Below are 25624 nucleotides of genomic sequence, written 5' to 3'. Positions count from 1 at the left end.
CTTTTTTATCATTAAAACAGTTTATCTCAATGCCGTGAATAAAAAAGCCCCTGTTTGACAGAGGCTTTGATGACGATAGCAATCTTGCTTAGTAAATTATTGCAGCGTCACTGTGCTGAGTATCTTAGCCGCGAATTGCACGCCAAATTCTTTCGCGACTTTTTCCCATGGATCGCGCTCAGGGGCATAGACCACTGGAGTTGAATTCGGGAAACGAGTCTTTAACAAGTCATGCGCACTGGATAAACCATCAATCAATCCAATTTTCTGAGCTTGAACGCCGGTAAAGATCATTCCTGAGAAAACATCATCTGTGATTTTTAATCGGTCGCCTCGACCCACTTCTACCGCATGAATGAATTGCTGATGCGTTTCATCTAATACCGCTTGCCATTTCTCTTTCCCCTCTTTACTCATAGGCACAAAAGGATCAAGGAAGTCTTTATTTCGCCCTGCGGTGAACGTGCGGCGCTCAACACCAATTTTCTCCATTAACTTGCTGGCATCCCAGCCTGATGAAATAACCCCAATGGAACCTACTAAACTGGCTTTGTCCGCGTAAATTTCATTTGCCGCCGACGCAATGTAATAACCGCCAGAGGCCGCCATGTCTTCAACCACCACAATGACTGGGACATTAGGGTAAAGCGCTTCTTTTTGGCGAATGGCGTCATAGATAATGCCCGAATGAACAGGACTGCCACCTGGGCTATTCATTTCAATCACAACGCCGGTTAAGTTATGGCTTCGGTACGCCTCATCCAACAAGCCGACATATTCAGATGCGTCAATTTCTGCGCCGCTGCCAATTACGCCTCGCATTGGAATAACCGCAACCGTGTCTTTATTTAATTGGGTTGTATCAAATGACATCTGGCTTAGTGCTGCGCCAATCAAAGCCAGCACAAAGAGTAAACCGGTAAAACGGAAAAAGATTTTCCAGCGGCGTGCTCGACGCTTTTCAACCACAGTATCATTCAGTGTTTTTTCCAACAGCTGCCAGAGTCTCGAATCGCTGTCTTTTTCTTGATTCGCTGGATCTGGTGTTGTCGCGGGATTTTGTTCTGCGTCTTGGGCATTTTGCTTGTCTTGCTCTTCGGTCCAACTCATTGCTTTGTTAATCCTAAAATTGATGTTAGCTGCCTAATATCATTAATGATGGCATGGGGGTTACAGGCCTGCAATCTCTCTTGATGATGGGCGCCATAGGTGACGCCGACACTGCGCATTCCTGCGTTTGTGGCCATGTTCAAATCGTATTCAGTATCGCCGATCATGATGGCGTCATCGGGAGTAAGTTCGAGCTCTTCTAATATCTGTTCCAGCATCAAAGGGTGCGGCTTAGAAAGCGCCTCGTCTGCACAGCGAGAAGTGGTAAAAAAATCGTTGGTTTTGGTTAGCCCCATCACTCGATTTAAACCGCGTCGAGTTTTTCCGGTGGCCACAGCTAGGGCCAAACCTGATTGGCGTAATGTTTCAAGTAACTCAAAAACGCCATCGTAAGCGTTTGGTGGTGTTTGGTCTTGATCGACGTAAATCTGCTTATAATGCTCGGTCAATCTAGTTCGGTGAGCGTCATCCAGTTCTGGCCACACGGTTTGAACGGCCGTATCTAGAGACAAACCTATGATGTTCTTGATGTCATCGAAATGTCTTTTAGGCGCATCAACGCGAGCCCCCGCTTCTAACATACTGTTGCAAATTCCTGCAATGGAATCGAAAAGAGTGCCATCCCAATCAAAAATCACTAACTTAACCATGCAATACCTCTTAAGAATGGTGCGCCAAGAGTGTAACATAGCGAAAAAATGTAAGATAAGGATTAGCAATGACTTCTGGTTTCACTTTAGAGCAATTATTCATCGATCAAAGCATCGAATACCGCAAGATAGTAACAGAGGATGATGTTCATACCTTTGCGGCTGTCACAGGCGACTCCAACCCTGTTCATCTCGATGCACAATACGCAGCAACGACGTCTTTTGGTAAGCAAATAGCCCATGGCATGTTGTCTGCTGGCTTTATTTCTGCCGCGATAGGTACGCAATTACCAGGACCTGGTTGCATATACCTGGAGCAAAACTTGAAATTCCGTGCGCCTGTTTTTCTGGGTCAAGAAGTCGTGACCAGAATCACAGTGACTGAGATTAATGAGCGCCGCCGTCGTGTGACGTTAAAAACCGTATGTGAATGCGAAGGCAAAGCCGTAGTAACAGGCGAAGCCATTGTTATGGTACCTGCGGGCGAATAGTTAAGCGCTTATCGTTCCTTTAATATAAAGCACAGATTTTCTGTGCTTTTTTATTTAAAGACGGCGCAAGCGGTTCTTATATATGTAGCGCCCTCACACATCACTTACTAATGCTTTAAAACTGGTCTGCAAAGGTCCCTGTTTCGTCCTTATAGTGAACGAGATCCCAAAAAAAGATATTGGATAGTGTAAATACGCGACATGTATCAAAAAACGCTGGATTTATTTCCGGAGAAGAATATATTTAATGATATAAATCATGAGTTAAGGCGTTTTATGAACTTCCATCTACTTATCATTCTTGTCGTTATCGCATCGTCTTTGTTGAGCCTGTCTCAACGCGCGAACGCACAAGAAGAAAGTAAACAGCGCTGGGTGCCAGCGACTGGGCAGATATGCTGTGAAGCCGCCATTCCTGATTTAGATGTTGACCCAATAGATGACAGCTATGTCGCATTATACCTTTCATTAGTAGTGCCGACTAAAAAAGACAACAAGCTGTTTTCATTTTACCGTCATCCTATTAGCACATCACCTTCTGATAGAATCAAACCAAGGGCCCCTCCTGTTTTCTTGATATAACTCACCAATTTACTTTTTTATCTATTTTTGGAGAACTATCATGAAAACACTTACTTATGTTTCTACTAAAGACGTTAATGCATTAACTTGGCCTGTAACCATCGAGAATATCAACCTATATTCTCCTGCATTAAGCGTATTCACAGATTTTAAAACCGCGGCGCCTCGTGTTATTGAGTCTAGTACTCGTGCTGACGAATTGGTTCGCTTAATGAGAAAAGAGCACGTTCGCATGAAAGTAGTGGTAGACGCCAACAACGCATTTGTCGGTGTGGTAGGGTTAGAAGACCTGTCTGAAGAAGCTTTCATCAAGCAAGTCGCAAAAGGTTTTACTCGCTCTGAACTTTTGGTTGCTGACCTAATGCGTCCAAAAGAAACGCTATTGGCGCTGTCTTACAACTCATTGAAAAATGCCGACATTGAATCATTGTTGTACAGCCAAAAAACCAATGAGCTACAGCACCTTCTTGTTATTGATGAGAACAACAAAACGATTCGTGGATTGATTTCTTCAAGCGACATTGCGCGCCAATTAAAATTGGACATCGATGTTACCTTTTCAAGTTTCCGCAATATTTATAAAATCGCTTTATTGGGTGAAGTACACGCGCCAAGCAAATTGCAGGTAGCCTAACCCTAATAGACACCCTGAAAACCTAAAAAGCTCATGCCACGATTCAGAGGCATGAGCTTTTTTTGGGGTTAAATCCTTGCTATCAAGACAGACTTTTTAAGCCCTATTGGCTTGCTTTCTTTTGAATCCAATAAAAGTAAGTATCACCCTCTTGCACTTGCTCAAGCAAAGTATGACCTAAAAAGTTACAGAACTTAGGGATATCTCGAGTTGTTGAAGGGTCTGTTGCAATCACTTTTAAAATGTTTTTTTCTGCCAATTTGCGCATCTCGACATGCAGCATCATCACAGGTTCAGGGCATAACAACCCAGTAGCGTCCAATTCAGCTTGGTGTTCCATTATCGACTCACTCTTTGTCGTTGTTTATGGGGCGCATTATAAAACGCACTGGCTAGTAGTCCAATCCATGACGCGCTAACCAGGCCTCAATAGACGCCGAAATATTATCAATAACCTCATCTGTGCTTAGTTTCTGCTTTTTTAATGTTTTGAAATCATGATCGGCTCCCTCAAACCATTGAACTTCAACCTTCTCATTAAGTGTTTGCTCATTGACCCACTCAGGCTTGCCAAAAGGGTCTCTTGTGCCCTGTATGATTAAACAAGGCACACTCACCGCATCCAAAAAGGCCAACCTGTGTTTTTCAGGCTTTCCTGGCGGATGAAAGGGAAACCCCAAACAGACAATCGCTTTAACATTTTCTTGCTCTGAAAGCTGGGTGGCCACTCGCCCCCCCATCGACTTACCCGCCACAATCAGGGCTTTCTCAGTGTCAATTTGCGCGGCAAATTCAGGCACTAAACTGACGAATTTAGAAGGAGGACGCCTTTTTCCGGTCCGTTCTTGCTCTTTCATATAATCAAATGTAACAGGGACCACTGGTCTTGCGTGTTGCTGGGTCAAAGTATCGGCAAAAGCGCGCAAAAAGTCGCTCGATTGATGGCCCGCACCAGCCCCGTGCGCCAAATAGAGAGGAAGTTTTAACATATAAATCAGGCACCAAAATAAAAAAGTCATTAGAGCAGATTCCCAAGCTCCTTTGAAGAGGCGGATAGACAAGCCTTGCATAGGATTTCGTACACTTACTAGAAGCAAGTTTTGATCTATATCATGAAGCCACCCTGAGGCTAAGAGTAAACTTCGCATTAGAAAATTTAATAGGAAGACACCATGCTTTGGGATCAATCGCTTATCACCAAATACAACTTATCTGGGCCCCGCTATACCTCTTACCCAACAGCACCACAATTTGATAATGCCATCAGTAAAATTGCTTTAATTGACAAAATGCTAGTGCCAAATCAAGGCCCTATCAGTTTGTACTTTCACATCCCTTTTTGCGCGCATCTTTGTTATTACTGCGCTTGTAATAAGGTGGTTACCAAGCAGTATGATAAAGGCGCTGAGTACGTAGAATTACTCGAAGAGGAAATGCGTTTACGGAGCCTGATGATTGATCAACATAGACCTGTTACCCAGTTGCACTTTGGCGGCGGGACTCCAACGTTTCTTTCTGAGCAGCATCTAGAGCAATTATTTGCCGCGATAAATCAACAATTCACCCTAGTGCAAGATGGCAGCCAAGATTACAGCATCGAAATTGACCCACGAGAAATCACCTCGTCAAAAATGCAATTACTGGTAAAAAATGGCATTAACCGTATCAGTATTGGCGTGCAAGATTTCGATCAAGAAGTACAGCTTGCTATTCACAGAGTGCAGCCAATTAAAATGGTCAGCGACTTGGTTGAAGACGCCAGAAAGCTGGGCATTTCTTCGATCAACTTTGATCTTATTTATGGCTTGCCAAAGCAAACAATTGCAGGCTTTAAAGAGACATTAGAGAAAGTAATTGAGTTAAACCCAGACCGAATTTCCGTCTTTAACTACGCTCATCTACCGGATCGATTTCGCTCACAGCGCCGAATACTAGACCAAGACTTGCCGTCTCCAGAATTAAAATTAAACTTATTAAAGCTGTCCATTGAGACATTAACTGAGGCGGGTTATGAATACATTGGCATGGATCATTTTGCCAAGCCAAACGACAGTTTGAAAGTGGCGCAAGAAAAAGGCCAATTACAGCGTAATTTCCAAGGCTACACCACCCACGCAGAAACCGATTTGATTGCATTTGGTGTGTCGGCCATTAGCCACTTAAAAGGCGTATACATTCAAAACCACACGGATTTATCGCTTTATCAAAACAGCATTGAAAATGGTCAGTTGGCCATTATGAAAGGCTATATAAGTCATCAAGATGACCGTATTCGTCATCAAGTTATTATGACTTTAATTAGCCAATTTGAATTGCGTAGCGAGTCTATTGAGAAAGCCTTTTCAATTCAATTTGACCAGTATTTTTCCCAAGAATTAGAACAATTAGAACAACTGGAAAAAGATGGAATTGTTGAAATCGATCACCTTAAGGAACATACTCATATTAGGGTAACAGAGCGAGGACGCCTTTTGATTCGTTGCGTGTGCATGGTGTTTGATCAGTATCTAGACAGCGCTATCAAATACTCTAAAGTTATATAATAAATTACAGTCAGGGAAACATTTATGTCAATCTCAACCGCACCATCAAGATTTAACAGTAAACTTACTTCGCAATGTCAGAACTGTAGTCTAAGTGCATTATGTCTGCCTATTGCTTTGGCTGATGAAGATATAAATAGACTGGATCAGATCATTGAAAGGAAGCGCCCTCTTAAAAAAGGTGAGATTCTATTTCATCAAGGACAAGCGTTTGATTCAGTGTTTGCAGTTCGTACTGGGACACTAAAAACATTTAACATCACGGCTTCTGGTGAAGAGCAAATCACAGGGTTCTATTGCCCAAGTGAGCTGGTTGGCTTGAGTGGCATTGATAACAATAGCTACCCGATTACAGCGAAAGCGCTGGAAACCACGACTGTGTGTGAAATTCCGTTTAGCCACCTTGAGAACCTAACATCGCAAATCCCTTCTCTGAAACATCAATTGTTTAGGGTGATGAGCCGAAAAATCAGCGATGACCAACAAATGATGGTCTTACTGGGTAAAAAGAATGCCGACGAAAAAGTCGCCTCTTTCTTATTGAACCTTTCCAACCGCTTTAAAAAGCGCGGTTATTCAGCCACTTCATTTAGATTGGCCATGTCTCGCGGCGAAGTAGGTAACTATTTAGGCTTGGCGGTTGAAACGGTTAGCCGAGTGATGACTCGTTTTCAGAAAAATGAGCTGATCGAGGTAGACGGCAAAGAGATTTCAATCATCAACCTGAGCGAGATGCAAAAGTTGGTAGGGATAGCGGACGATTGTGCTAGAATAGCCGATATTTGATTCACAAATTAAGGCTCTTTCCCTTTATGCTTTACGACGATTTTTACGTTAAGTCATTAATTCGCACTGTTGAAGACTGGCCAAAAGCTGGCATCAGTTTCCGCGATATCACTCCTATCTTTAGCGACCCGAAAGGCATGCGCATGGTGGTGGATGCTTACGTGCATCGCTATATCGCAAGCGATATCACACACATTGCCTGTATTGATGCTCGAGGCTTTTTGATTGCAGCTGTATTAGCTTATGAACTGCAAAAGCCACTTATTTTGATTCGAAAAAAAGGTAAGCTACCGGGCAAAACCATTTCTCAGAGCTATGATTTGGAATACGGTTCAGCAGAGCTTGAGATTCAAGAAAACGCGGTTAAAGAAGGCGATCATGTGTTGCTGTTTGATGATTTGATTGCAACCGGTGGCACCCTATTTGCTGCCATTGAACTGCTTACTAGCCAAGGAGCAGAAATCAAAGAAGTCGCCGCTATTATTGATCTGCCTGATCTTGGGGGCAGCCAAAAGTTACGCGATAATGAGATCCCTATTTTCAGTCTTTGCGCATTTGCAGGCGAGTAATACACACTTCTGCCCCTAATTAGCAGGGGCAGCAGAAACAAAAAAGGTGGTCAATATGACCACCTTTTTTTATGCTTAACCCAGTCTATTCTTAGAATGCGACGGAAGCACCAACGCTAAGACCATCGCTTGTTTCGCGACGCTCATCATTGGTATAAACAGACACTGTGCTGCCGTAGCCAATGTAAACACGTGTGTTTTGAGTGGTCATGTATTCACCACGAACGTCATAAGTGTACATGTGATCCAAACGAGACACAGACAAGACTTCAGGAGAGTAATACGCTGAGCCATAAACGCTTAAGCGATTTGCCATTGGGAAGGTGTAACGGTACCAACCACCCAATGCTGCAGCAACCGCCACATCATCGTTTCTGCCATTCAGGTTGTTATCCAGCGCATACACACGAACCCCAAGACCAATCTGCAATGGGCCGCTGGTGTCTGTGTCTTGAATGTTTAAGCCAACATAAGCTGAAGAAGTGTCATCATCAGAATCGTGCGTGCCGCCAGCCGTCAAGGCGAAAGGCCCCATGTCTAGGCTCACATCAGCTTTAGCTAAATCATTGGTTAAGCTCACGCCTGCGTTAGACGCCAACACCATGGATGAACTTAAAATACCCGCTGTTAGCAGTAAGGCCTTATTCGTTAGATTCATTTCCATTAATCCTATATTGAGATGATGTTTAACTTGTTGAAAGCATCTTCTGATTGCTTTAATTCTTTAAAGTCGAATAACTCAGTATCAGCAAGGTGAGAAGGAACGACATTCTGCATTGCTGTAAACATAATATCCGTACGACCTGGGTACTCTTTATCCCATTGCTGAAGCATATCTTTTACCACTTGTCTTTGCAGGTTCTGCTGGGAACCACACAAATTACAAGGAATAATTGGGTAAGACTTTGCGGTAGCAAAGGCTTCGATGTCCTTCTCTTTGCAATAAGCCAAAGGACGAATAACCACATGCTTGCCATCATCGCTAAGCAACTTTGGTGGCATTGATTTTAACTTACCACCAAAAAACATATTTAAAAAGAGGGTTTCTAAGATGTCATCTCTGTGGTGACCCAGGGCAATCTTAGTGGCGCCAATTTCTTCTGCAAATCCGTACAGGGAACCTCGTCTTAAACGTGAGCATAAGCCGCATGTGGTCTTTCCTTCAGGAACAATTTCTTTAACGATACTGTAGGTATCGCGTTCCAATATATGGAAATCCACCCCTTGCTCTTCTAAATAAGCCGGTAAAATATGCTCAGGAAAGCCGGGTTGCTTTTGGTCTAAATTGACCGCAACGAGTTCGAAATTAATCGGTGCACTGGCTTGTAAATTACGAAGAATTTCAAGCATTGTGTATGAGTCTTTACCGCCAGACAAACACACCATTACCTTATCACCCTCTTCAATCATATTGAAGTCTGCGATGGCCTGACCTGTTTGTCTGCGTAAGCGTTTTTGGAGCTTGTTAAGCTCGGCTTTTTCTTTGGGTTTGCTAGTAAAATCCATGATCCACACGTGTATAAAACGAAATGCGACTATCTTACTATACAGTCCTCCCAGTCGCATTAAAAAACATCTGCTCTTACCCCATGGAGGTCACAAACCTCTCATTAATTATTCTTTCAAGAAATAAAGTGGAGAGCGACACAGCTTGCAAATGTATTCGGTGCCCTTCTTCGCTCGGTTATGACGATGGGCTGTGAAAGTATGGATTTGGCACTGGCATTGATAGCGGAAGGCTTTTTTTGGTAAGGGAACCTCAAAGTTATGGGTTCGGTTTGGCTCAAGATGAAACACCTTTTTCATCACAGCTTGCCACTCTTTACCATGGGGGCGAACTTCATGACCATAAATTTGGTAAACAATGATATGCGCGACTTCATGGGGTACCACTGTCTCCAGAAAAAGCGCGGTATTTTGCTGCAGCATAAAAAGGTTAAAGCGCACCTCATTTTTATGCAGATGCGCGGTACCAGCAGCCCGCCCTCTCTGCTTTAAATTACAGCTTGGCGGGTCAAAATGTTTACCAAAGAAAACATCCGCTTGCTGCATACACAAGGTCACTTTGTGCTGAATTTGTGCCGCCAGTGACGCGCTATCGTCTAGATCAAGAGGGGGTTGCTGTTGCCTACTCGCAAGCATAATCCTGTTCCTTTCTCTCTTCGATGTCATGCAGCAATGGCAGCAATGATGCTGCGAAAGCCGCCACAGACTCTTTTGACAAACCCGTTAGCCGACTTAGTGAAGCAATAGAATTAGGTTTGTGTTGGTAAACCTTTCTCAGCTGATTGTCGCTTAATATGTCACTGCCTTGGGATAGCTTCCAACTCTTTAACTTATGCCAAGTGGCCGTTTCTTTAATGCTCTCTTCGCTGTCTAATGTTGGGTAATACTTCTCTTGTGCCAACAAAATTTGTGCTTGTGATTTCAATACGCTGCGGGCTTTTTCTTTTAGGTGAACACAAAACACCTGAGCTTGATGAACCTCGATATAATTGAAGGCAATTAAATGACGAATCACCGCTTTCCATTGCGCCTCATTAAGTTCCTTACCTTTGCCAAATAATGACAGTCGCTCCCCCTGTATCGCACTCACACCTTTAGTTCTTTTCCCTAATAATACCTGTATCAGCACAGAAAAAGGGCGAATCCCTTTGGTGTGATAAATTAATGACAGCAATTTCTGACTGGCGACCGTGGTGTTTTGTTCTGACGAAGGATGCAAGCAGCGATCACAATGACCACAGTTATCAGACGCCTCGCCAAAATGATTGAGCAAGTTTTTACGGCGACAGCCTCGACCTTCAATGACTTTGAAAAACGCACTCAGTCGTGCCGATTTATCCCCATCTTCGTGATCCTGAAAGGCGCTAAATTGCTGAGCATTAAGCATGTCTTGTAAGCCGTAAAGCAACAAGGCTTTGGCGGGCTTGCCATCGCGCCCTGCGCGGCCTATTTCTTGAAAGTAAGCCTCGGGGCTGTCTGGTAAATCCACATGCACGACAAATCGAATATAAGCAATATCAATGCCCATTCCATAAGCGGTGGTGGCCACCATGATCAATCCCTTTTCCGTCGAGAATCGTTTATGGCTAAGCTGTCTGTCCCTGTCGCTCATAGCCGCATGATACGCCAAGCTTGGCAAACCAAGTTGATTTAACCAGTTTGCGAGTTGTTCTGTTTTCTTGCGGGAACGACAATAAATGATGCCACTTTCACCTGCCATTTCATTGTGCAGAAAATACAGGACTTGTAGCTTGGATTTTCTTTTCTGAGCAATTTGAATTTCGATGTTTTTTCGGTCAAAGCTGCCCTTTAACACTAGGCTATTGGTCATTTCTAACGAGGTTTGAATAACCCGAATGGTTGCCTCATCGACCGTACCGGTTAACGCAATAATAGGCACATCAGGAAAACGCTGTCTAAGCTGTCCAAGTTGCCCATATTCTGGTCTAAAGGAGCCACCCCACTGCGTAATACAATGGGCTTCATCAATGGCAAACAGAGAAATAGACATACTGTCTAGGAAGCTCATAACAGAGGGTTGTACGAGCTTTTCAGGGGATAAGAACAAGAGGTCAATGTGGTTATTACGCAATGCCCAAACCAGATCATCGTGTTCACTAGGCTGCAAATTGGCATTCAGGAAATGGGCATTGATGCCTTTTTCTCTCAGCTCTTCGACTTGTTGTGACATCAAGGCAATTAAAGGACTAATAATAATCCCAACCCCTTCTCTGATAAGTCCAGCAGATTGATACACTAATGACTTGCCGCCGCCAGTCGGTGCAGCAAGCAAAACATCTTGGCCTAAGCACAGCGCATCAATAGCTTCTTCCTGTAACGGACGATACTGAAGGTAGCCTAATTTTGAAAGAATGGTGTTCTTTTGAATCATTCGTGAATTATCTCTTAACCATGGGGATTGTGCATCGATTTTTAGCGCCCTTTTCGCTAAAATCGCAGACTTATTTAGTATTAGGAATTGTAAAATGGCACACCAACCTCTTGATGATCTTGAGTTAGACACACTAGAAGCGTTTTTGGAGTCAGATCGGGTTCATGAAGAATGTCAGAACTTCGTTATGGCGCACGGTTTTTTAACCGCATTAGCAATCTGTCCTTTTACTATTTCTGAAGAACAGTGGCTTCCTGTTATTTTTGAAGACACTCCGGACTTCGAAACAGAAAAGCAACAGAAACAGATACTGCAACTGCTTAGTCGCTTGTCACTAGACATCCAGAAAGAGCTTGAATCAGAAGATGAATTCGTCATTCCTTGCGAAATTGAAATGGGGTCATCCGCCGAAGAGCTAAGTGAGCTGCAAGAATGGGCTACAGGCTTTATGGAAGGCGTTTTCATGACCGAACAACATTGGTTTGAGTCAGAAAAAGAAGAAGTCATTGCTGAGCTTTTATTGCCGATTATGGTCGCTTCAGATCTTTTTGATGACGAAGAAGTTGTGCAGATTCGTCAGAGCGAAAAACTCACACAATCTTGCATCGAACAAATTCCAGACGTAGTAACCGATCTTTTCCTTGTCCTACGAACAGAGCCAGAAAAACAGCGCGCGCCGGCAAAATCAAAACACGCTGGTAACAAACAAAATGGCAATAAAAACAAGAAAAACAAAAAGCGCTAACCCTGTCTAATAAGGTAAGCACCCTCTAAAAGCGGCCACATCTAAGGCCGCTTTTTTATACCTTTCGAATGGCGACCAAGGTAATGTCATCAAGCTGTTCAGATTTCCCTTGAAAGGCTGCCAAATGCGCCTCCATGGTTTCCTGCGCTTTCGCCAAATCTTGATCCGCATAAGACGATACCACCAAAGCCTCCATGGCGTTTGAGCCTAACATCTCATGATCGGCGTTCTTTAACTCAACAATGCCATCAGAAGCGATCACCAAGGTATCCAATTCATCGATATGAGCGATTTCTATGCTCGTTTCAAATTCATTGACACCAAGAATCCCTAAAGGCATGTGAGAAGACGCTATGTAGTCGACAGAATTATCAGCGCGGCGAATATAACCATTAGGCATACCCCCTCCCCAATATTCAATCACTCCAGACGGTCTTATTAAAATAATATAGGCGGCGCAAAACATGTAATCCGGCAAAATATTTAACAGAATTCTGTTCAGCTGAATAGCAAGATCCGCCAGACCAACATGGTGGTCAACACCGTCAAAAAACGCTTGCGCAACCGGCAATGCGCCAATAGAAGCAGACAAACCGTGACCGGTAAAATCCCCAACAAACACAACTCTCGCGCCGTCTGATCGCGTACAGGCTAAGGCTAAATCACCGTTAAAATTGGTGGCGGATAGGCGCGTAATGGCCAATTTTTGACTGGGTCGCTCACTGCGCGTCAAAATGTGATCCAACACCTGATGAGCCATCTTATGCTCGCGCTCAATCATCGCTTGATAAAAAGTAAGCTCGCGATTTTTTCGATACATTTCTTGTATCAAATGGATCTGTCTTTTGTGGGTGCTAATGCGAGTGCTAAAAAGCATTTCATTAAAGGGCTTAGGAATAAAGTCGTCAGCCCCTGCTTTAAAGCACGCGTTCATCACAGCATCAGAAATATGAGAGGTAAGAAAAATAATGGGCACAAAGCGTTCTGGGTCGAGCGCTTTCAATCTCTTGGCAAGCTCTTGTCCGCTTCCCCCCTGAAGAACAACCTCTAGAGTCACAATATCCGGCTTGTGCACTTCATAGGATTTAATCGCTTCATCATACGAGGAGGCCGTGATGACCTCCATGTCCTCTTTTTGAGCACATATAGAAACAATTTCTTGATAAACAGGTTCGCTATCTACGCATAAAAGTTTCATATAATCCGTTATTTACCGTATCTCAAAGCGTTTATCAAAGCGTGAAATCATCAAAATATTTTTAATAAAATCATTCGCACCTTTTAGCTCAATAGTCGCACCTTCTCCTAATGCGTTTTTCATACTCAACAGCATCCCAAGCGCAGCGCTGTCTAAGTACTCTACCTGGCTAAGATCCACAATAAAGTGGTGCTGTTCACCAATGAACCCTGAATAGGCTTCTCGAAAATCGTGAAACAACGAAAAGTCGAAGCTGCCTAGTATTGATAGTTCAATGGCATTACTTGCCTTGTTGACCGTAACTGAAATACTCATATTTTTATCGAGCCGCTATAAAAAAACATCACTCGCGCTCGCCTCCATGGCATTTGGGTGAAAAAGGCGCTGTTTTTTCGCGCTCTAGCCATTCATCTACTGTGTATAAATGAAGCGCTAACGCATGTATTTTTGGCATTTGTTCTGTTAAAACACCATATACCAGCTGATGGCGCTGCACCAGTCTTTTGCCTAAAAAGGCATCACTGGCCAATACCAGCTTGAAGTGAGATTCACTTCCCGCTGGTACGTTGTGCATGTAACTTTCGTTTTCAAGAGAGAGGAATTCGATGCCGAATGCAGCACGAATCGCCTCTTCTATTTCATTTTGAATTTTCATACTTATCTCGTTATACCGGGCTTAGTTCAGGCTCAGCCTCAGAGTTGCCGTTCAATAAGGTCTTGCCTTTCTCTTTAGGGTAAGCAACATCAATTGAAACAGCACCACCTTCACGCCATACACTGATAACCGTGTCCATATTGGCGGCCATAACAGCACGTTTGTCGTCAGGTGCCGCCGCAATAACCTGCAAGCCAATGTCTTTCATAAAGCCCATACAAGTCGACGTTTTGACCATATCGATTTTGTTAAAGGCTTCATCGAACATCGCCAATGAGAAGCCACCGACAATATCGCCTTCTGGGGTTTCTCGCAGGCGATAAGTCGTAGACAGTGCCGCCGCAATAGCAAGGTAGAAAGGAATTTGGTGCTCACCACCAGACCCTGTTTGGATACGCTGACTTAAGGTGGTTTTCTTATTGCCTTCTTCATCCAGAATGTCGACTTCGAAATTATAGAATTTACGGTAATCCGCAAGGTCTTGTTGTTTCTCGTCATCAGTGATCAATTCTTGGATGGCGGTAATGGCGCGAATGTGTTCTGGGTCGCCAGTCGCTTCTGGGTCAAATAACCCACCAACGTTCGCTTGGTCTTGTGCACTAAAGCGCTCAACCAAATCCAAAATGTCCTTCATGTCACCATTTGGGTAATAACGGAACTGATAGGTTTCTTGGTTAAAGGGACGACGTTTAAGGCTGTGATTAAGCTCACGAATAATGTGCGCCACTTGATCGAGGGAATCTTTCAGTTTGGAAACGTAATCTGAACGGAAGGTCTCTTCCGCCTCACGACGCGCCAATTCCGCTCGTTTCGCGTATTTAGCCAACTCTGTTTCACTTAACACATCAATTTGGTAAGACACATAATGCTGGAACTCTTCAAATTTAGACTCTAAATAGTCCAACTGAATATCATTGTCTATATTGGCTTGATGGTATTTAGCATAGTGATCCGCCACTTCCTTACGCACTTTTTGATCGAAGTTACGCACCTTATCTTCGGCTTTTTCGGCTCGGCTAATCGCTTCTTTGTAAATAGCGGCACCATTCACCATGCTGCTTTCCAACAAGGCGTAACGCTCACTGGCGAACTCGGCATTGTACAAAGGACTCGACGTTAGACGACTACGTTCTTCGTCAAGGGCGGCCAGCGCGGAACTTAGCTGGTTTTTCTGAGTGTTCAAGGCGCCGTATTGCTCAGCAATTTGCTGACGTTCACGGTCCAATTTTTTCTGATCCAGCTCAACCGTTGAAATGCGCGCTTTTAGACCTTCGATCTTTTCTTGAAGGTCCTTATCATCGTGCTGTTGTAGCTGGGCAATTTCTGCTTCCACATGACTCAACTCTTGAGCAATGCGAGTCACTGTGTGGCTGGCGCTGTTTAATGACTCAACGTCAAATTGATTGTTTGCTATCACTCGGCCTAACAAGTTATCCGCTTGCTCTAAGCGCTGGTCGACTTTTAAGTGGGCCATGAGTTCGCCGCTTAGCGTTGCAAGCTGCTGCTCGCGAGACTCACGCATGCCTTCGGTATTAATACCAACCATCATGTGCGAGGTAAAACGGATCGTCGAAATGGTCCCAGACAATTTCAACATGCCGTCAGCGGTCATTGCACTGTCTTCGCGCAATAGCTCACGCTCTGTTTCGACCGGCAAAATACCGCCCAATCGACGATTCAGATACGCTTGTGCGTGGTCGTTATTGCAGCGAATAAATTTAAGCGCAGATTTATGATTGCCGCGGTTTAACCACAATCGAGTTTGCGTGGTATCAATGACTCGACAACCCATCAATTGGCGACGGTGTGCACGGAAAATTCGAATCGCCTCTTCCGCATCATCTGGTTCAACAATCAAGGCTTCACGCTGAGCGCCTAAATACCCTTCGATCGCGTCTTGCCATTTGCGGTCGGTGACTTCGGCTAAGTGACTTAACGGTGTGGCTGTGATGTTGGCGTCATTTAATAAGCTGATCAAGCGACGAGTGTTTTGAGAAAGTGGGCTAACCCCTCCTTTCAAGGAAGACACGTCAGACTCTAATTGCTTACACTCATCTTTCAAATTCAAGATGGTGCGGTTCAACTCTGAACGTTGTCTAAAGACAAGAGACTTTTCGGTGTCCAACGTCTTATTGAGCGTGCTCAGAATTTGCGTGAGAGGCTTTAGGTTGCCTTCGATCTTACCCTCAGCGCTGATCAAGCCGCTGTGCTTCTCCATTTCTGCGACAATGGCATTGGTTTCAGCAGAAAGAAAATCAGCAAAGCCTTTAAGAGACGACAACAAGAGTGTCATCTGGTGCGCTTGAATGATGGCTTTTTGATCTTGCTGACTCTGCAGCGTTAAGAATTTTTTGTTCTGCTCTAATTGCTGAAGCTTTAAGCCAACATCGGAATGCTCATATTGCTGCTCCAGACGAATAAGTTGACCTTGCAGTTGCTTTAACAAGCTGCTTTGTGTGGTCAATTGTTCGTCTATTTCTTCTTCACGCTCTTTGTGTAACTCGTATTGATCTTGGATATCGTCTTGCTTAGTGCCAAGCTCATCAAAGCGTGCTTCCGTTGCTATCCAATGGTAATTCACCGCAGATTGCTCTTGTTGCAGCTTTTTCTCACAATCTTGCTGAATCAGCTTAAGATCGTCGATTCGCTTTGCCACCTCAAGCGTTTTGCTCTCTAGTTGACGATATTCGTGCAGCGATTTTTGATACGCCCCTACTTGCAATGGCGCTTCGGCAAGAACGAAGTCTTGAACAAAACGAGTCGGTGAGGCAATAGGCACAAATTTCAGCGCATTTTTAAAGTTCTTCAAAAAGCCATCTAAGGTGATCAAATGATCCGCACTTGGGCTTAATTCTTCTAGGTAGCGATTAATATATTGGGTTGCAGACGCACTGCCAGACTTGATGTAAGGGTCGAAACAAATCTTTTTCATCGCCTCGCGAACTTCGATCCAAGGCTTGGCTTTGTAGCTTTTGCCTTCCATTGCATCGATAAAATCGTCACGTCGCACACCATAATTAGGCAATACAAAGCGGCCTAAAATGTCTTCTTCTGGCGATGCTAAAGACGCGCTTAAGCAGAGTCCGACCGTAGATTCCTTGCCGGTTACACTGTCTTCAAAGACGAGACCAAGGTAACTGATTGCGTCTTGTCTTGGTTGTGTGCCACTGGACTTATTATTGACTTGCCCTGCGTCTATCATGCCCAAAATGTATGAGCGGATACTACGACCGCTGGCTTTACCATCGTTGGCACTGGCGTTGTAATTAAGGTGACGCTTACTGGCCCCGGTCAATACCGTTTGAATGGCATCCAACAAGGAGGACTTACCAGACCCAGTAGGTCCGATAATGGCGGTATTACCGCGGATATTGATTTCTTCTGCCCCTAGTAGGTACCAGTTAACCAATACAATTCGATTTAACTTTTTCATGTCTTGGCCCTTTATTCCTGGCTTTCTGCTGGTGAGGTTTGTTCTTCTTCATCAAGGTCATCTTCGTCTGGGTCTGCGCCATTAAAAGACTCTAGCTGCCTCAAATAGGCTTCTGTCACAATCAGGCGAACCACAGGGGTAATGTTAATGATGAAGTTCTTGCTGTCTTCTTCGTAGGATTTACCACGAATAATGACGCCGTGACGACTCAACAACGAAAGAATGTCTTTAAACCGTGTTTCGGTTGGAATTTCTCGTTTTACCAGTTGTACATACCGTTCGAGAATCGTGTGTGTATTGGTCGCCACAAAGCCGTTATCGACTTCAAAGTTTTCAATTTTTTCTTCGTAGATTTGACGCAAGACCAACAAAAACAAGGTTTCATCGGTTTTTAAACGCACGAACGCTTCGCGTTGTACCGGCAGAACGCCCGCTAATCGTTCGTTTTCATTGATGTAAAGCTTCATTCCTAGCGCATCAAACAGTTTGCTAAAATAGTCTTGATAAGCTTCTATCAATAAGTAATGTTTACGCTGGCCATGCTTGTACGCACTGGCAAATTGGTTCGCAAGAACGAAGTTCGCCGTTTGCTGAAACTCTTGAGCGTCTTTCCCTGACTCTTCGACGACTTTCTTTAATTCTCTAAGCATTACGCTTCGCTCCTACGGACCACATTAAATTCTCTACATTCAACAAAATCATGCACATCTAAAAACTGTTCAGTAAATTGGACTTCAAATGCTTTTTCAATTTTCTTCGCGGTAACGCCCAAGGAGCCAACGTAGCGTAAGTGGTCAAAACACACAAAATCTTCAACCGACTCAATGGAAAAGTCCAAAATATGCTTGTTTGGCTGATCTTCCATTTGACGCTCCAAATACGATTGCAGCTTGGCTACTGTCACTTGTCGCATTTCATGGAAACGGCGTTGTTGCTCTCTTACCTGAATGGCATTGGCAGACACTTCTGCTGGGGTCATTACCCTTGGTGGCGGTGGCTCACGGCGACGCATTGGCTGAGCCGCGGATTCCATGCCCACGAACTTTGAACCCACCACATTTTTCATTATGGGCAAATGCTCAAACTTCGCGGCATCGGTAATAATGCCGGCAATTTTATTCGCCATACCTGGGCGTGAGCTGTCCATGTATCTGGCGGTGTCTGCGGCTCGTTTCTCTAATCGATAGCGATATTCATCGATACGATCAAGGCGCTGCTCTATGTTACTAAAGGTCTGGATGATGTCACGACAGTCTTTCTCGACCATCACTTGCGCCGCTTTATGACTGATCAGTTGTTGATCAACATAACACTGGGAAACGTCTTGCAATAAATCTGGATTCGCAAGAAATTCCTGCGCAAGCTCTAGAATCTGGCGACGAAAACGAAATGGATTGTTGCTGGTTTTGATGGTTTTGTAGTCAGCAATCAAAATCCCTTCGACAAACAAGTCAAAAAAGCCTGCCACAATCGCCTTCGGGTCACGACTAGAAAACAACTCACGCTGCAAACTTCTAATACCGAGTAAAATCTGATTCAGATGCGCCGAAAAATCGCGAGACGCTTCAGCGGATTGGCTCAAGGTCACACCGCGCTCTTTAGGGTATTTCGCTACGGATTCAAGGTTGCTTAAAATGCTCAGAACGGTGGCGCCATAATTGCGCTTTCCGTGACGACTGATTTCCACAAGAGAGCGCAGTAACATGGATATTTGCGGTGTCATTAGCACGCTAATCCGGTAAAGCTCTTGTTCTTCAACCAGCCAACCGGTGTTCACCAAACGATGGTAAATCCGAAGGGCATAATCATGGATCGTTTTGGGGGACTCAAAGGGCTCTTTTTGATCATCATGCCAAGCCAGCGTTTCGAGCTTGTGCAAGGTGTCTTCAATCGACTCAATGATGGCCGACTTTTCTTTTATCGGGTCTTCCGCATGATCGTAAAACACATCCGCAAGATCGTATAACACAGCCTCTATCAAGGCGCGATTGGAGCCGGACAGCGCCTGAAATATTTCGTCAGGTAAATGTTTAAACAGCATTCCGTGCTCCAGAGATCAGCAATAAAAATGACATTATTCTTCTCGTCCTAAATGGCGCGCAATGACGGTATACATGGCCTGCTTAACCAGTTCATCGTCGCCGATCGGTGGCAACAGATCAATGCGTAACTGCTCAGTTTGCAGGGCGGCGATCTGCGCGGGAACGTCGTGACGTAAATGACGACCTACAGCAAAAAACAAAGGCAAAACAGCGACTGTCTTAATTTTCTCGTCTAGCTGCCCCACCACGTCTTCTAACGTCGGTGTGGTTAATTCCATAAAAGCTAAGCTGGAATGTTCTGTGCCGTAAAATTCAACAGCTTGTTCATACAAGGCTTCAAACGGCTTCTTCCATAATGGGTCTGGACTGCCGTGAGCAAGAAGTATGATGTGATCGTATTCATTGTGTAGCATTTTGATACCTAATGTTTCAGCTTCCCCATTTTAGCCATCCTACCTTAGAAAAAGAAGGCGTTAAAAGAAAAAGCTTACCAGGCTTTTAAATATTCCGGTTAAATCCTAACATTTGGCTAAAATTCAGAAGTGATTGATCCTATTTCATATTTTTTTCGTATCCAGTTGGTTAACTCTCAAACAATAGGCGCTTAGATGAAAATTCTTATTTCCGGTGCAACGGGTTTTGTTGGCACAGCTCTGACGGCGTTACTGCAATCGTCAGGCCATCAGCTGTTTGCCTTAGTCAGACATGTCGATATCAGATTGGCACCTAATATCACACAATACACGTTAGAGACATTGCACGAGCTTGATCAGCAAATGGACGTGTTTATCAATCTTGCAGGGGAAGGCATCGCTGACAAACCTTGGTCAGAAAAACGCAAGAAAAGCCTCTATGAAAGCCGTGTCACCTTAACGAGAAGCGTCAAAGAGCAACTGGTGAAAACGCCCCATACTGTTATTTCTATGTCGGCCATTGGTTATTACGGCAGCCATTCCAATGCTGAAGTGGATGAATTCAGTGAGCCTGACAAAGGCTTTGCCCATGAACTGTGTGACAAATGGGAAGCGGCGGCCTTCGAGTTTTCCGAGTTAGGAGCAAGAACCGTGGTGTTTCGTCTTGGCGTTATCCTTGGCAAGAATGGCGGCGCTTTAAGCAAAATGAGACCGGCCTATTTATGCGGACTGGGAGGAAAAATAGGTCGAGGTAATCACGGATTTTCCTGGGTACACCTTCAAGATGTATTAAAAGGGATTGTAAGCGCCATGCTAGATCCACGCTTCGATGGCATTTATAACCTCACCGCCCCCGACTGTGTTGCGCAAAAAGAATTTGCTAAGTGCTATGCCCACGTACTCAAGCGCCCTGCTGTTTTCACCACGCCGAACATGCTCTTGCGCCTGTTATTTGGAGAAATGAGCTCGCTGCTGACTCATGGCGTCAAAGCGCACCCTAAGCGTCTGATAGAACAAGGCTTTCTGTTTGATTACAAAAATTTGGAAGCGGCGCTCATGGCCATAGAAAACAAACATTAAAGCGGCTCAGCGTTTACGCCGTAATACTGGCAAGCCTTTATCATCGTTTAATGTGTGTGTGCATTTGGGGTACTCAATGCACCCCCAGAAATAACCATTTTTACTTTTTTTACGAACCAAATAGTGCCCACACTCACGACATGGGTACTTTTTGGTACTAGACGGGACACCATGGTCATCTTCCACGGTGACCTTACATTCTGGGTAGCCACTGCAACCCCAGAACACATTGTCTTTAAAGGTCTTTCGACGTAACGGAGATTGGCAAGCGGGGCAAAGAAATCGCTTTGCCCTGACTGGCTTACCCGCTTCATCATTGGCGGTATAATCACAGCTTGGGTAGGACTCACAGCCCCAAAACAACCCGTTTTTCCCTTCTTTGTGAACCAATAGACTCTCACACTTTGGGCATCTATAACGAACATTAGGCGTAACTAACTGAGCATTATCTTGTGAGATAAACTCTTGCTCCCAGTAATTTGCTGAGATTTTATTGTTGTCATCCTTTTGACTCATTACAACACATGCCTATTTTTCTGAGATTTACATCGGTTGTTGCCACAGGCTATTGGCCTGCCGCTGCTCGTATTTTCTGCACGCCTTCTTTGCTTTTATCGGCCGCTTCAGACCCCAGCTCTTTCATCTTATCCCATACTTCTGCGCTGGTTTCTTTGGTTTTCTCAGCGGCAATACCACCATATTCTTTGCTCTTATCAACAGCAATGCCGCCGTACTCTTTGCTTTTATCGACAGCGATACCACCGTATTCAGAAGCTTTCTCTTTGGTCTTGTCCCACATTTCTGAGGCTTTGGCTTTGGCACTGTCCAGCTTGCTGTCGCTGTCTTGATCTTGTGCTTGAGCCAATGGCGCTGTGAGTAAAAAAACAGACAATAATAATGGCAGAAAACGCATACTTAATACCTTTTATGAATGTTGTGATAACCACTTAGGCAGTAACGCAATAGACTCCAACGTCACTAACTGAGGGTATTCTATTAAAGTTTGCTCAGAGACTTCTTCATGAGCCCATGTGGTGTGATAAGGCACATGAATTGCGGCGGCGCCAATATCGAACAAAGGCAAGACATCGGATTTCAAGGAATTGCCGACCATGAGAAACTCTTTTCTGGAAATCTTGTGTTTGCTGAGTATTTTTTCATAGGCTTCAGGCGTTTTATCGCTAGCAACTTCAATAATATCAAAAAACGGGGCTAAGCCAGAGCGTGCTACTTTGCTCTCCTGATCCAATAAATCCCCTTTCGTAATAATCATCAATTTATGATCCGCTTGCAGCTGTTCAAGCACGGATTTGATGCTTGGGAGTAATTCAATGGGCGCCTCAAGCATACGCCGAGCAAGCTCAATAATACTATGTACTTGATGGCCTGTAACACGGCCTTCTGTCAGCTCTATCGCGGTTTCTATCATAGAAAGCGTAAAACCCTTAATGCCATAGCCAAAATGCTTCAAATTTCTAATTTGCACATCGCCTAGGTGCGAACGAATGTACTGCTCATCATGATATTGAGAGAGCAGTTCAATGAACTCACCTTGTGCAGAAACGAAAATATCTTCATTGCGCCATAAAGTATCATCGGCATCAAAGGCGATAATAGGGAATTTCTGTTGAGAAAGCTTTGTCAATGTTATTGTGTCCACTGTTGCGTATTTTGCTCGATCAAATCAAGGTACAGAGCCAATTGGTCATCGCTATCATTTAGTGCAGGAATGTAATCAAAAGCCTGTCCGCCATGCTGCTTAAACTCATCACCAAGCTCTAGAGTGACTTCTTCTAAGGTTTCAATGCAGTCAATGGAAAAGGCTGGACTGATGACATTGATGCGTTTAATGCCCATCTCAGGCATGGATTTAAGCGTCGCATCTGCATAAGGCTTCAACCATTCTTCGCGACCAAAGCGAGATTGATAAACATGCGTCCACTCGCTGTCACTTAACCCTAATGCTTCTGCCACTAACGTACTGGTGTTTTCGCAGCGTCGTGCGTATGGATCACCGTTTGAAACATAGCGCTTTGGAATGCCGTGATAAGACAGCACGAGATGGCGTTGTTCGCCTTGCTTTGCCCATTGCGTTCGCACTGAATTGGCCAGCGCTTTAATGTATAAGGGGTGATCCGCATAATCTTGAATCAGCTGCAATGCAGGCCAATGAGGGCATTTTTTCAGCGAACTCATTAATCTGTCATACCCCGCCGCAGTTGTGGTGGACGAGAATTGTGGGTACATAGGCACGACTAGAATTTTATCCGCGCCCGCAGCCCGCAATTTATTCGCGGCGCTTTCCATGCTTGGATTACCGTACGTCATCGCCATTTCTACCGGAATTCCGTGATCGAAGCGATTTTCAAGAGCCGCAGCGATACGATTCTTTAATCGATTACCTAGCACCAACAATGGAGAACCTTCCTCCATCCAGACCTGCTGGTAAACCTTGGCCACCTTGGCTGGGCGAATCGTTAAAATAATCAGGTTTAAAATCGGCTTCCAAATAAGAGGATTTAAATCTACCACTCGCTTGTCAGACAAAAACTCTCTTAGAAACGTGCGCACTTCAGGTGCTTTAGGTGCATCTGGCGTGCCTAAATTAATCATTAGTACGCCGTATTTTGGTGAGCTTTTCATGATAAACCTTTTCGTCATATTAGAGGGCTATTATATCGTTAAACGAAGCAATAGAAATCGTCATAGCCTGTGAATTTTCAATCCTGTTAATAGCTTACTGCTATCTGCTGCACGAGCAAGAAAGACACTCTAGAAAGACCCGCTATAAAGAGGGTCAGAATAAAAGTAACTGAACGCGCTCATTAAAACGCCATCAGCCACACTCTGGATGCCGCAATCAACATAAAGAGAACAAAACCTATGGTTAATACCAGGCGATCTAAGCGGTTTCCTTTCTCACGGCACAACAGATAGAACAACATCTGGCTAACCGCCAAGACCAAGCACGACAGCAACTGAATGCCGCCAATAAAACCGTCCGTATTAGGCAGACTCAATGGCATGGCTGGAAATGAAAACCCGACCATGGCCGCAATGGAAACAAACAATGCCACACCTACCGCCGTCGAATGTCTATGTTCGTCATCCACCGACGATTTGGTTAACACAGTCTCTGCCATGATTTTACCCGCGCCACCAGCCATCATGCTGACAACACCAATAAACAAACCAATGGGCATACGCAAAGCGTGGCTGTTTAGATTACCTAAATACGCATTATTTGTGTTTTGCAAACGCTGGCGAGCGCTTAACCAACCACGATACACCAGCAATAAGACAAGTATGCTTAATGCCACTTTGAAATAAATCGGCGACATAAAAGACACCAGTTGCGCGCCAATGACACCGCCCATCGCCGCACCAGGAGACAAGGCTATCAGAACGACAGAGTCGACCTTACGTTCTTTCATATCCCTAACCCACTCAAGCAACAGAATAGGAATAAAAGAAACGACGGCGGTGGCGATGACCGGGAGCAACACCCCGCTCAGCTCTACGCCTAATGCGGGTAAAAATAGCAGCACAGCAGAGACAATAAACAAAGGTGTGGAGACTTGAGTGGTGGCGTACAAGGCCCCAGCGACGCCTCCAATGATGAATAACAAAATAAGCAGTTGCAGTTCCACGGTTGTTACCTAAAAAATAATGTCAAAAACAAATAGCCTAACGAGATACAAGGCATTCTTAAACAGGTTGAAAAGACAAATTAAAAGCACTAATTGGCAAGAGACATTAAGAAGACAAAAAAACAGGCATTAAGCCTGTTTTTTTTAACGCACGAACACACTATTTGCGTGCCATGACATCGCGAATGCGTTCTTGAATCACGCCAGCGAGCTTATCTGGCTGAAACTTAGATAAAAAATCATCACAGCCAACTTTCTGTACCATGGCTTTATTAAAGCTGCCACTTAATGAAGTATGAAGCACAATATAAAGATCTTTTAATCGAGGGTCTTCGCGGATTTCACGGGTTAATCGATAACCATCCATTTCCGGCATTTCGGCGTCTGTAATCAGCATAAGTAACTTCTCGGGGACGATTTCTCCCTGATCTGCCCAGCCTTTGAGTTTTTCCAAGCCTTTTTTACCGTCGGTGGCGGTATGCACCTTAATGCCCATGAAGTCGAGCGTGGACTGACATTGAGACAAACCAACGGAAGAATCGTCGACCACCAGCACCTCAAGATCCGTTGCTTGACTCAGCAGCTTAGTATCAATAACGTCGGCACTGACACTGGTGTCATAAGGTGAAATCACCGCCAGAACTTTTTCCACGTCAATGATTTCTACCAAGCGTTCGTTAACGCGCGTAATCGCCGTTAGATAATGCTGTCTACCGGTACCGTCAGGCGGTGGCAGAATCTCGTTCCAATTCATATTAATAATGCGATCAACTTCGCCAACCATAAAACCTTGCACTGTGTTGTTGTACTCGGTCACAATTAAGTTACAAGGTTGGCTACGGTCTATCGGTCTCATGCCAATGGACTCAGACAAATCGATCACGGGAATGGTTCGATTTCTAAAATGCGTCACACCGGCCACCGAAGGGTGACGATGGGGCATTAAATTTAGCCTAGGAAGCTGAACCACTTCCTGGACTTTAAACACATTGATGGCAAACGTTTGCATTCCACCTAAGCGGAACATGAGAAGTTCCAAACGGTTCTCACCGACCAATTTAGTTCTTTGATCTACGGCGTCCAACATGCCGGCCATATGCTACTCCAATGGTTTTCTTATATGGGATCTATTTAATAGCAACCAT

General features: G+C 44.4%; 29 protein-coding genes. 8 read left to right on the top strand and 21 right to left on the bottom strand.

Annotated features, from left to right (window positions below):
- Positions 1-96 precede the first annotated feature (96 nt).
- Positions 97-1110 (bottom strand): signal peptide peptidase SppA, encoded by a 1014-nt coding sequence (sppA, locus tag ACIGBN_RS06955; protein WP_133003920.1) that lies wholly within the window; start codon positions 1108-1110, stop codon positions 97-99.
- Entirely contained in the window at positions 1107-1760 is a 654-nt protein-coding gene (locus tag ACIGBN_RS06950) for an HAD family hydrolase (protein WP_165943009.1), read from the bottom strand. The genes sppA and ACIGBN_RS06950 overlap by 4 nt, the downstream gene beginning before the upstream one ends.
- 68 nt (positions 1761-1828) lie before the next feature.
- Between ACIGBN_RS06950 and ACIGBN_RS06945 the strand changes: the two genes are divergently transcribed.
- The 3 genes from ACIGBN_RS06945 (at position 1829) to ACIGBN_RS06935 (ending at position 3467) form a co-directional block, all read left to right on the top strand.
- Positions 1829-2251 carry a MaoC family dehydratase gene (locus tag ACIGBN_RS06945; RefSeq protein WP_396664454.1) on the top strand — a complete coding sequence of 141 codons (423 nt, stop codon included), beginning with the start codon at positions 1829-1831 and terminating at the stop codon, positions 2249-2251.
- Positions 2252-2527: 276 nt separating this feature from the next.
- Positions 2528-2833, top strand: a complete 306-nt coding sequence (locus tag ACIGBN_RS06940) for a hypothetical protein (protein WP_133003923.1) — start codon at positions 2528-2530, stop codon at positions 2831-2833.
- 40 nt (positions 2834-2873) lie between these two features.
- Positions 2874-3467, top strand: a complete 594-nt coding sequence (locus ACIGBN_RS06935) for a CBS domain-containing protein (RefSeq protein ID WP_133003924.1) — start codon at positions 2874-2876, stop codon at positions 3465-3467.
- A 103-nt stretch (positions 3468-3570) separates the two neighbouring features.
- Here ACIGBN_RS06935 and tusA read toward each other — a convergent pair whose 3' ends face one another.
- Together tusA and ACIGBN_RS06925 are read right to left on the bottom strand one after the other, a co-directional pair.
- Positions 3571-3807: a sulfurtransferase TusA gene (gene tusA / locus ACIGBN_RS06930; protein WP_133003925.1), complete on the bottom strand. Its 237-nt coding sequence runs from the start codon at positions 3805-3807 to the stop codon at positions 3571-3573.
- A gap of 52 nt (positions 3808-3859) precedes the next feature.
- Positions 3860-4456 carry an alpha/beta family hydrolase gene (locus ACIGBN_RS06925; RefSeq protein ID WP_396664451.1) on the bottom strand — a complete coding sequence of 199 codons (597 nt, stop codon included), beginning with the start codon at positions 4454-4456 and terminating at the stop codon, positions 3860-3862.
- Positions 4457-4639: 183 nt separating this feature from the next.
- On the opposite strand from ACIGBN_RS06925, the gene hemN reads away from it, so the two are divergent.
- From hemN to ACIGBN_RS06910, 3 genes are read left to right on the top strand one after another with little or no spacing between them, the layout of a single operon-like run.
- A complete protein-coding gene (hemN, locus tag ACIGBN_RS06920) occupies positions 4640-6010 on the top strand; it encodes an oxygen-independent coproporphyrinogen III oxidase (RefSeq protein WP_133003927.1) in 1371 nt (456 codons plus the stop codon).
- Positions 6011-6034: 24 nt separating this feature from the next.
- Positions 6035-6796, top strand: a complete 762-nt coding sequence (fnr, locus tag ACIGBN_RS06915) for a fumarate/nitrate reduction transcriptional regulator Fnr (RefSeq protein ID WP_133003928.1) — start codon at positions 6035-6037, stop codon at positions 6794-6796.
- Positions 6797-6822: 26 nt separating this feature from the next.
- On the top strand, positions 6823-7365 hold the full coding sequence (locus ACIGBN_RS06910; RefSeq protein WP_133003929.1) for an adenine phosphoribosyltransferase: 543 nt from the start codon (positions 6823-6825) through the stop codon (positions 7363-7365).
- Positions 7366-7456: 91 nt separating this feature from the next.
- Here ACIGBN_RS06910 and ACIGBN_RS06905 read toward each other — a convergent pair whose 3' ends face one another.
- The 4 genes from ACIGBN_RS06905 to ACIGBN_RS06890 form a co-directional block, all read right to left on the bottom strand.
- Complete coding sequence (locus ACIGBN_RS06905) at positions 7457-8023, bottom strand: YfaZ family outer membrane protein (protein ID WP_133003930.1); 567 nt, start codon at positions 8021-8023, stop codon at positions 7457-7459.
- 11 nt (positions 8024-8034) lie between these two features.
- Complete coding sequence (gene ttcA / locus ACIGBN_RS06900; protein WP_133003931.1) at positions 8035-8871, bottom strand: tRNA 2-thiocytidine(32) synthetase TtcA; 837 nt, start codon at positions 8869-8871, stop codon at positions 8035-8037.
- 108 nt (positions 8872-8979) lie between these two features.
- A complete protein-coding gene (locus tag ACIGBN_RS06895; protein WP_133003932.1) occupies positions 8980-9507 on the bottom strand; it encodes a SprT family zinc-dependent metalloprotease in 528 nt (175 codons plus the stop codon).
- Positions 9494-11263: a RecQ family ATP-dependent DNA helicase gene (locus tag ACIGBN_RS06890; protein ID WP_396664446.1), complete on the bottom strand. Its 1770-nt coding sequence runs from the start codon at positions 11261-11263 to the stop codon at positions 9494-9496. The genes ACIGBN_RS06895 and ACIGBN_RS06890 overlap by 14 nt, the downstream gene beginning before the upstream one ends.
- Before the next feature lie 94 nt (positions 11264-11357).
- On the opposite strand from ACIGBN_RS06890, the gene ACIGBN_RS06885 reads away from it, so the two are divergent.
- A complete protein-coding gene (locus ACIGBN_RS06885) occupies positions 11358-12008 on the top strand; it encodes a YecA family protein (protein WP_133003934.1) in 651 nt (216 codons plus the stop codon).
- A 55-nt stretch (positions 12009-12063) separates the two neighbouring features.
- On the opposite strand, the gene ACIGBN_RS06880 is transcribed toward ACIGBN_RS06885, so the two are convergent.
- From ACIGBN_RS06880 to ACIGBN_RS06850, 7 genes are read right to left on the bottom strand one after another with little or no spacing between them, the layout of a single operon-like run.
- Complete coding sequence (locus tag ACIGBN_RS06880; protein ID WP_396664444.1) at positions 12064-13206, bottom strand: SpoIIE family protein phosphatase; 1143 nt, start codon at positions 13204-13206, stop codon at positions 12064-12066.
- Positions 13207-13218: 12 nt separating this feature from the next.
- Entirely contained in the window at positions 13219-13521 is a 303-nt protein-coding gene (locus ACIGBN_RS06875; RefSeq protein WP_133003936.1) for an STAS domain-containing protein, read from the bottom strand.
- Between the two features lie 28 nt (positions 13522-13549).
- On the bottom strand, positions 13550-13861 hold the full coding sequence (locus ACIGBN_RS06870) for a BolA/IbaG family iron-sulfur metabolism protein (protein ID WP_133003937.1): 312 nt from the start codon (positions 13859-13861) through the stop codon (positions 13550-13552).
- 10 nt (positions 13862-13871) lie between these two features.
- A complete protein-coding gene (locus tag ACIGBN_RS06865; protein ID WP_133003938.1) occupies positions 13872-17294 on the bottom strand; it encodes an SbcC/MukB-like Walker B domain-containing protein in 3423 nt (1140 codons plus the stop codon).
- A gap of 11 nt (positions 17295-17305) precedes the next feature.
- Positions 17306-17944: a DUF4194 domain-containing protein gene (locus ACIGBN_RS06860; protein WP_133003939.1), complete on the bottom strand. Its 639-nt coding sequence runs from the start codon at positions 17942-17944 to the stop codon at positions 17306-17308.
- Positions 17944-19335, bottom strand: a complete 1392-nt coding sequence (locus ACIGBN_RS06855) for a Wadjet anti-phage system protein JetA family protein (RefSeq protein ID WP_133003940.1) — start codon at positions 19333-19335, stop codon at positions 17944-17946. Before ACIGBN_RS06855 ends, ACIGBN_RS06860 begins: the two co-directional genes overlap by 1 nt.
- Before the next feature lie 33 nt (positions 19336-19368).
- Positions 19369-19749, bottom strand: a complete 381-nt coding sequence (locus ACIGBN_RS06850) for a sirohydrochlorin chelatase (RefSeq protein WP_133003941.1) — start codon at positions 19747-19749, stop codon at positions 19369-19371.
- A gap of 195 nt (positions 19750-19944) precedes the next feature.
- Here ACIGBN_RS06850 and ACIGBN_RS06845 point away from each other — a divergent pair, with 195 nt between their 5' ends.
- Positions 19945-20829, top strand: a complete 885-nt coding sequence (locus tag ACIGBN_RS06845; protein ID WP_396664439.1) for a TIGR01777 family oxidoreductase — start codon at positions 19945-19947, stop codon at positions 20827-20829.
- Between the two features lie 6 nt (positions 20830-20835).
- Here the strand turns inward: ACIGBN_RS06845 and ACIGBN_RS06840 are convergent, their stop codons facing one another.
- The 6 genes from ACIGBN_RS06840 to ACIGBN_RS06815 form a co-directional block, all read right to left on the bottom strand.
- Positions 20836-21345, bottom strand: a complete 510-nt coding sequence (locus ACIGBN_RS06840; protein ID WP_396664437.1) for a topoisomerase DNA-binding C4 zinc finger domain-containing protein — start codon at positions 21343-21345, stop codon at positions 20836-20838.
- Positions 21346-21394: 49 nt separating this feature from the next.
- The gene (locus tag ACIGBN_RS06835) at positions 21395-21742 is read right to left on the bottom strand and encodes a hypothetical protein (RefSeq protein WP_133003944.1); all 348 of its coding nucleotides are present in this window, start codon (positions 21740-21742) and stop codon (positions 21395-21397) included.
- A 12-nt stretch (positions 21743-21754) separates the two neighbouring features.
- Positions 21755-22474 carry an HAD family hydrolase gene (locus ACIGBN_RS06830; RefSeq protein WP_396664435.1) on the bottom strand — a complete coding sequence of 240 codons (720 nt, stop codon included), beginning with the start codon at positions 22472-22474 and terminating at the stop codon, positions 21755-21757.
- Between the two features lie 2 nt (positions 22475-22476).
- Complete coding sequence (hemH, locus tag ACIGBN_RS06825) at positions 22477-23472, bottom strand: ferrochelatase (RefSeq protein ID WP_396664433.1); 996 nt, start codon at positions 23470-23472, stop codon at positions 22477-22479.
- Positions 23473-23654: 182 nt separating this feature from the next.
- Positions 23655-24479 (bottom strand): sulfite exporter TauE/SafE family protein, encoded by an 825-nt coding sequence (locus tag ACIGBN_RS06820; RefSeq protein ID WP_133003947.1) that lies wholly within the window; start codon positions 24477-24479, stop codon positions 23655-23657.
- Between the two features lie 160 nt (positions 24480-24639).
- Entirely contained in the window at positions 24640-25575 is a 936-nt protein-coding gene (locus ACIGBN_RS06815) for a chemotaxis protein CheV (protein WP_133003948.1), read from the bottom strand.
- Positions 25576-25624: the final 49 nt, after the last annotated feature.

The organism is Marinomonas sp. NPDC078689 (assembly GCF_044542435.1).
In the GTDB taxonomy this organism is placed as follows: Bacteria; Pseudomonadota; Gammaproteobacteria; order Pseudomonadales; family Marinomonadaceae; genus Marinomonas; species Marinomonas arenicola.
The sequence above is the reverse complement of the archived record's forward strand: the minus strand, read 5'-3'. Positions and strand labels throughout refer to the sequence as shown.

Excerpts from the sequence above, each read along its gene's own strand:
- sppA (WP_133003920.1), bottom strand. The coding sequence starts at position 1,110 with ATGAGTTGGACCGAAGAGCAAGACAAGCAAAATGCCCAAGACGCAGAA.
- ACIGBN_RS06950 (WP_165943009.1), bottom strand. The coding sequence starts at position 1,760 with ATGGTTAAGTTAGTGATTTTTGATTGGGATGGCACTCTTTTCGATTCC.
- ACIGBN_RS06945 (WP_396664454.1), top strand. The coding sequence starts at position 1,829 with ATGACTTCTGGTTTCACTTTAGAGCAATTATTCATCGATCAAAGCATC.
- ACIGBN_RS06940 (WP_133003923.1), top strand. The coding sequence starts at position 2,528 with ATGAACTTCCATCTACTTATCATTCTTGTCGTTATCGCATCGTCTTTG.
- ACIGBN_RS06935 (WP_133003924.1), top strand. The coding sequence starts at position 2,874 with ATGAAAACACTTACTTATGTTTCTACTAAAGACGTTAATGCATTAACT.
- tusA (WP_133003925.1), bottom strand. The coding sequence starts at position 3,807 with ATGGAACACCAAGCTGAATTGGACGCTACTGGGTTGTTATGCCCTGAA.
- ACIGBN_RS06925 (WP_396664451.1), bottom strand. The coding sequence starts at position 4,456 with ATGTTAAAACTTCCTCTCTATTTGGCGCACGGGGCTGGTGCGGGCCAT.
- hemN (WP_133003927.1), top strand. The coding sequence starts at position 4,640 with ATGCTTTGGGATCAATCGCTTATCACCAAATACAACTTATCTGGGCCC.
- fnr (WP_133003928.1), top strand. The coding sequence starts at position 6,035 with ATGTCAATCTCAACCGCACCATCAAGATTTAACAGTAAACTTACTTCG.
- ACIGBN_RS06910 (WP_133003929.1), top strand. The coding sequence starts at position 6,823 with ATGCTTTACGACGATTTTTACGTTAAGTCATTAATTCGCACTGTTGAA.
- ACIGBN_RS06905 (WP_133003930.1), bottom strand. The coding sequence starts at position 8,023 with ATGAATCTAACGAATAAGGCCTTACTGCTAACAGCGGGTATTTTAAGT.
- ttcA (WP_133003931.1), bottom strand. The coding sequence starts at position 8,871 with ATGGATTTTACTAGCAAACCCAAAGAAAAAGCCGAGCTTAACAAGCTC.
- ACIGBN_RS06895 (WP_133003932.1), bottom strand. The coding sequence starts at position 9,507 with ATGCTTGCGAGTAGGCAACAGCAACCCCCTCTTGATCTAGACGATAGC.
- ACIGBN_RS06890 (WP_396664446.1), bottom strand. The coding sequence starts at position 11,263 with ATGATTCAAAAGAACACCATTCTTTCAAAATTAGGCTACCTTCAGTAT.
- ACIGBN_RS06885 (WP_133003934.1), top strand. The coding sequence starts at position 11,358 with ATGGCACACCAACCTCTTGATGATCTTGAGTTAGACACACTAGAAGCG.
- ACIGBN_RS06880 (WP_396664444.1), bottom strand. The coding sequence starts at position 13,206 with ATGAAACTTTTATGCGTAGATAGCGAACCTGTTTATCAAGAAATTGTT.
- ACIGBN_RS06875 (WP_133003936.1), bottom strand. The coding sequence starts at position 13,521 with ATGAGTATTTCAGTTACGGTCAACAAGGCAAGTAATGCCATTGAACTA.
- ACIGBN_RS06870 (WP_133003937.1), bottom strand. The coding sequence starts at position 13,861 with ATGAAAATTCAAAATGAAATAGAAGAGGCGATTCGTGCTGCATTCGGC.
- ACIGBN_RS06865 (WP_133003938.1), bottom strand. The coding sequence starts at position 17,294 with ATGAAAAAGTTAAATCGAATTGTATTGGTTAACTGGTACCTACTAGGG.
- ACIGBN_RS06860 (WP_133003939.1), bottom strand. The coding sequence starts at position 17,944 with ATGCTTAGAGAATTAAAGAAAGTCGTCGAAGAGTCAGGGAAAGACGCT.
- ACIGBN_RS06855 (WP_133003940.1), bottom strand. The coding sequence starts at position 19,335 with ATGCTGTTTAAACATTTACCTGACGAAATATTTCAGGCGCTGTCCGGC.
- ACIGBN_RS06850 (WP_133003941.1), bottom strand. The coding sequence starts at position 19,749 with ATGCTACACAATGAATACGATCACATCATACTTCTTGCTCACGGCAGT.
- ACIGBN_RS06845 (WP_396664439.1), top strand. The coding sequence starts at position 19,945 with ATGAAAATTCTTATTTCCGGTGCAACGGGTTTTGTTGGCACAGCTCTG.
- ACIGBN_RS06840 (WP_396664437.1), bottom strand. The coding sequence starts at position 21,345 with ATGAGTCAAAAGGATGACAACAATAAAATCTCAGCAAATTACTGGGAG.
- ACIGBN_RS06835 (WP_133003944.1), bottom strand. The coding sequence starts at position 21,742 with ATGCGTTTTCTGCCATTATTATTGTCTGTTTTTTTACTCACAGCGCCA.
- hemH (WP_396664433.1), bottom strand. The coding sequence starts at position 23,472 with ATGAAAAGCTCACCAAAATACGGCGTACTAATGATTAATTTAGGCACG.
- ACIGBN_RS06815 (WP_133003948.1), bottom strand. The coding sequence starts at position 25,575 with ATGGCCGGCATGTTGGACGCCGTAGATCAAAGAACTAAATTGGTCGGT.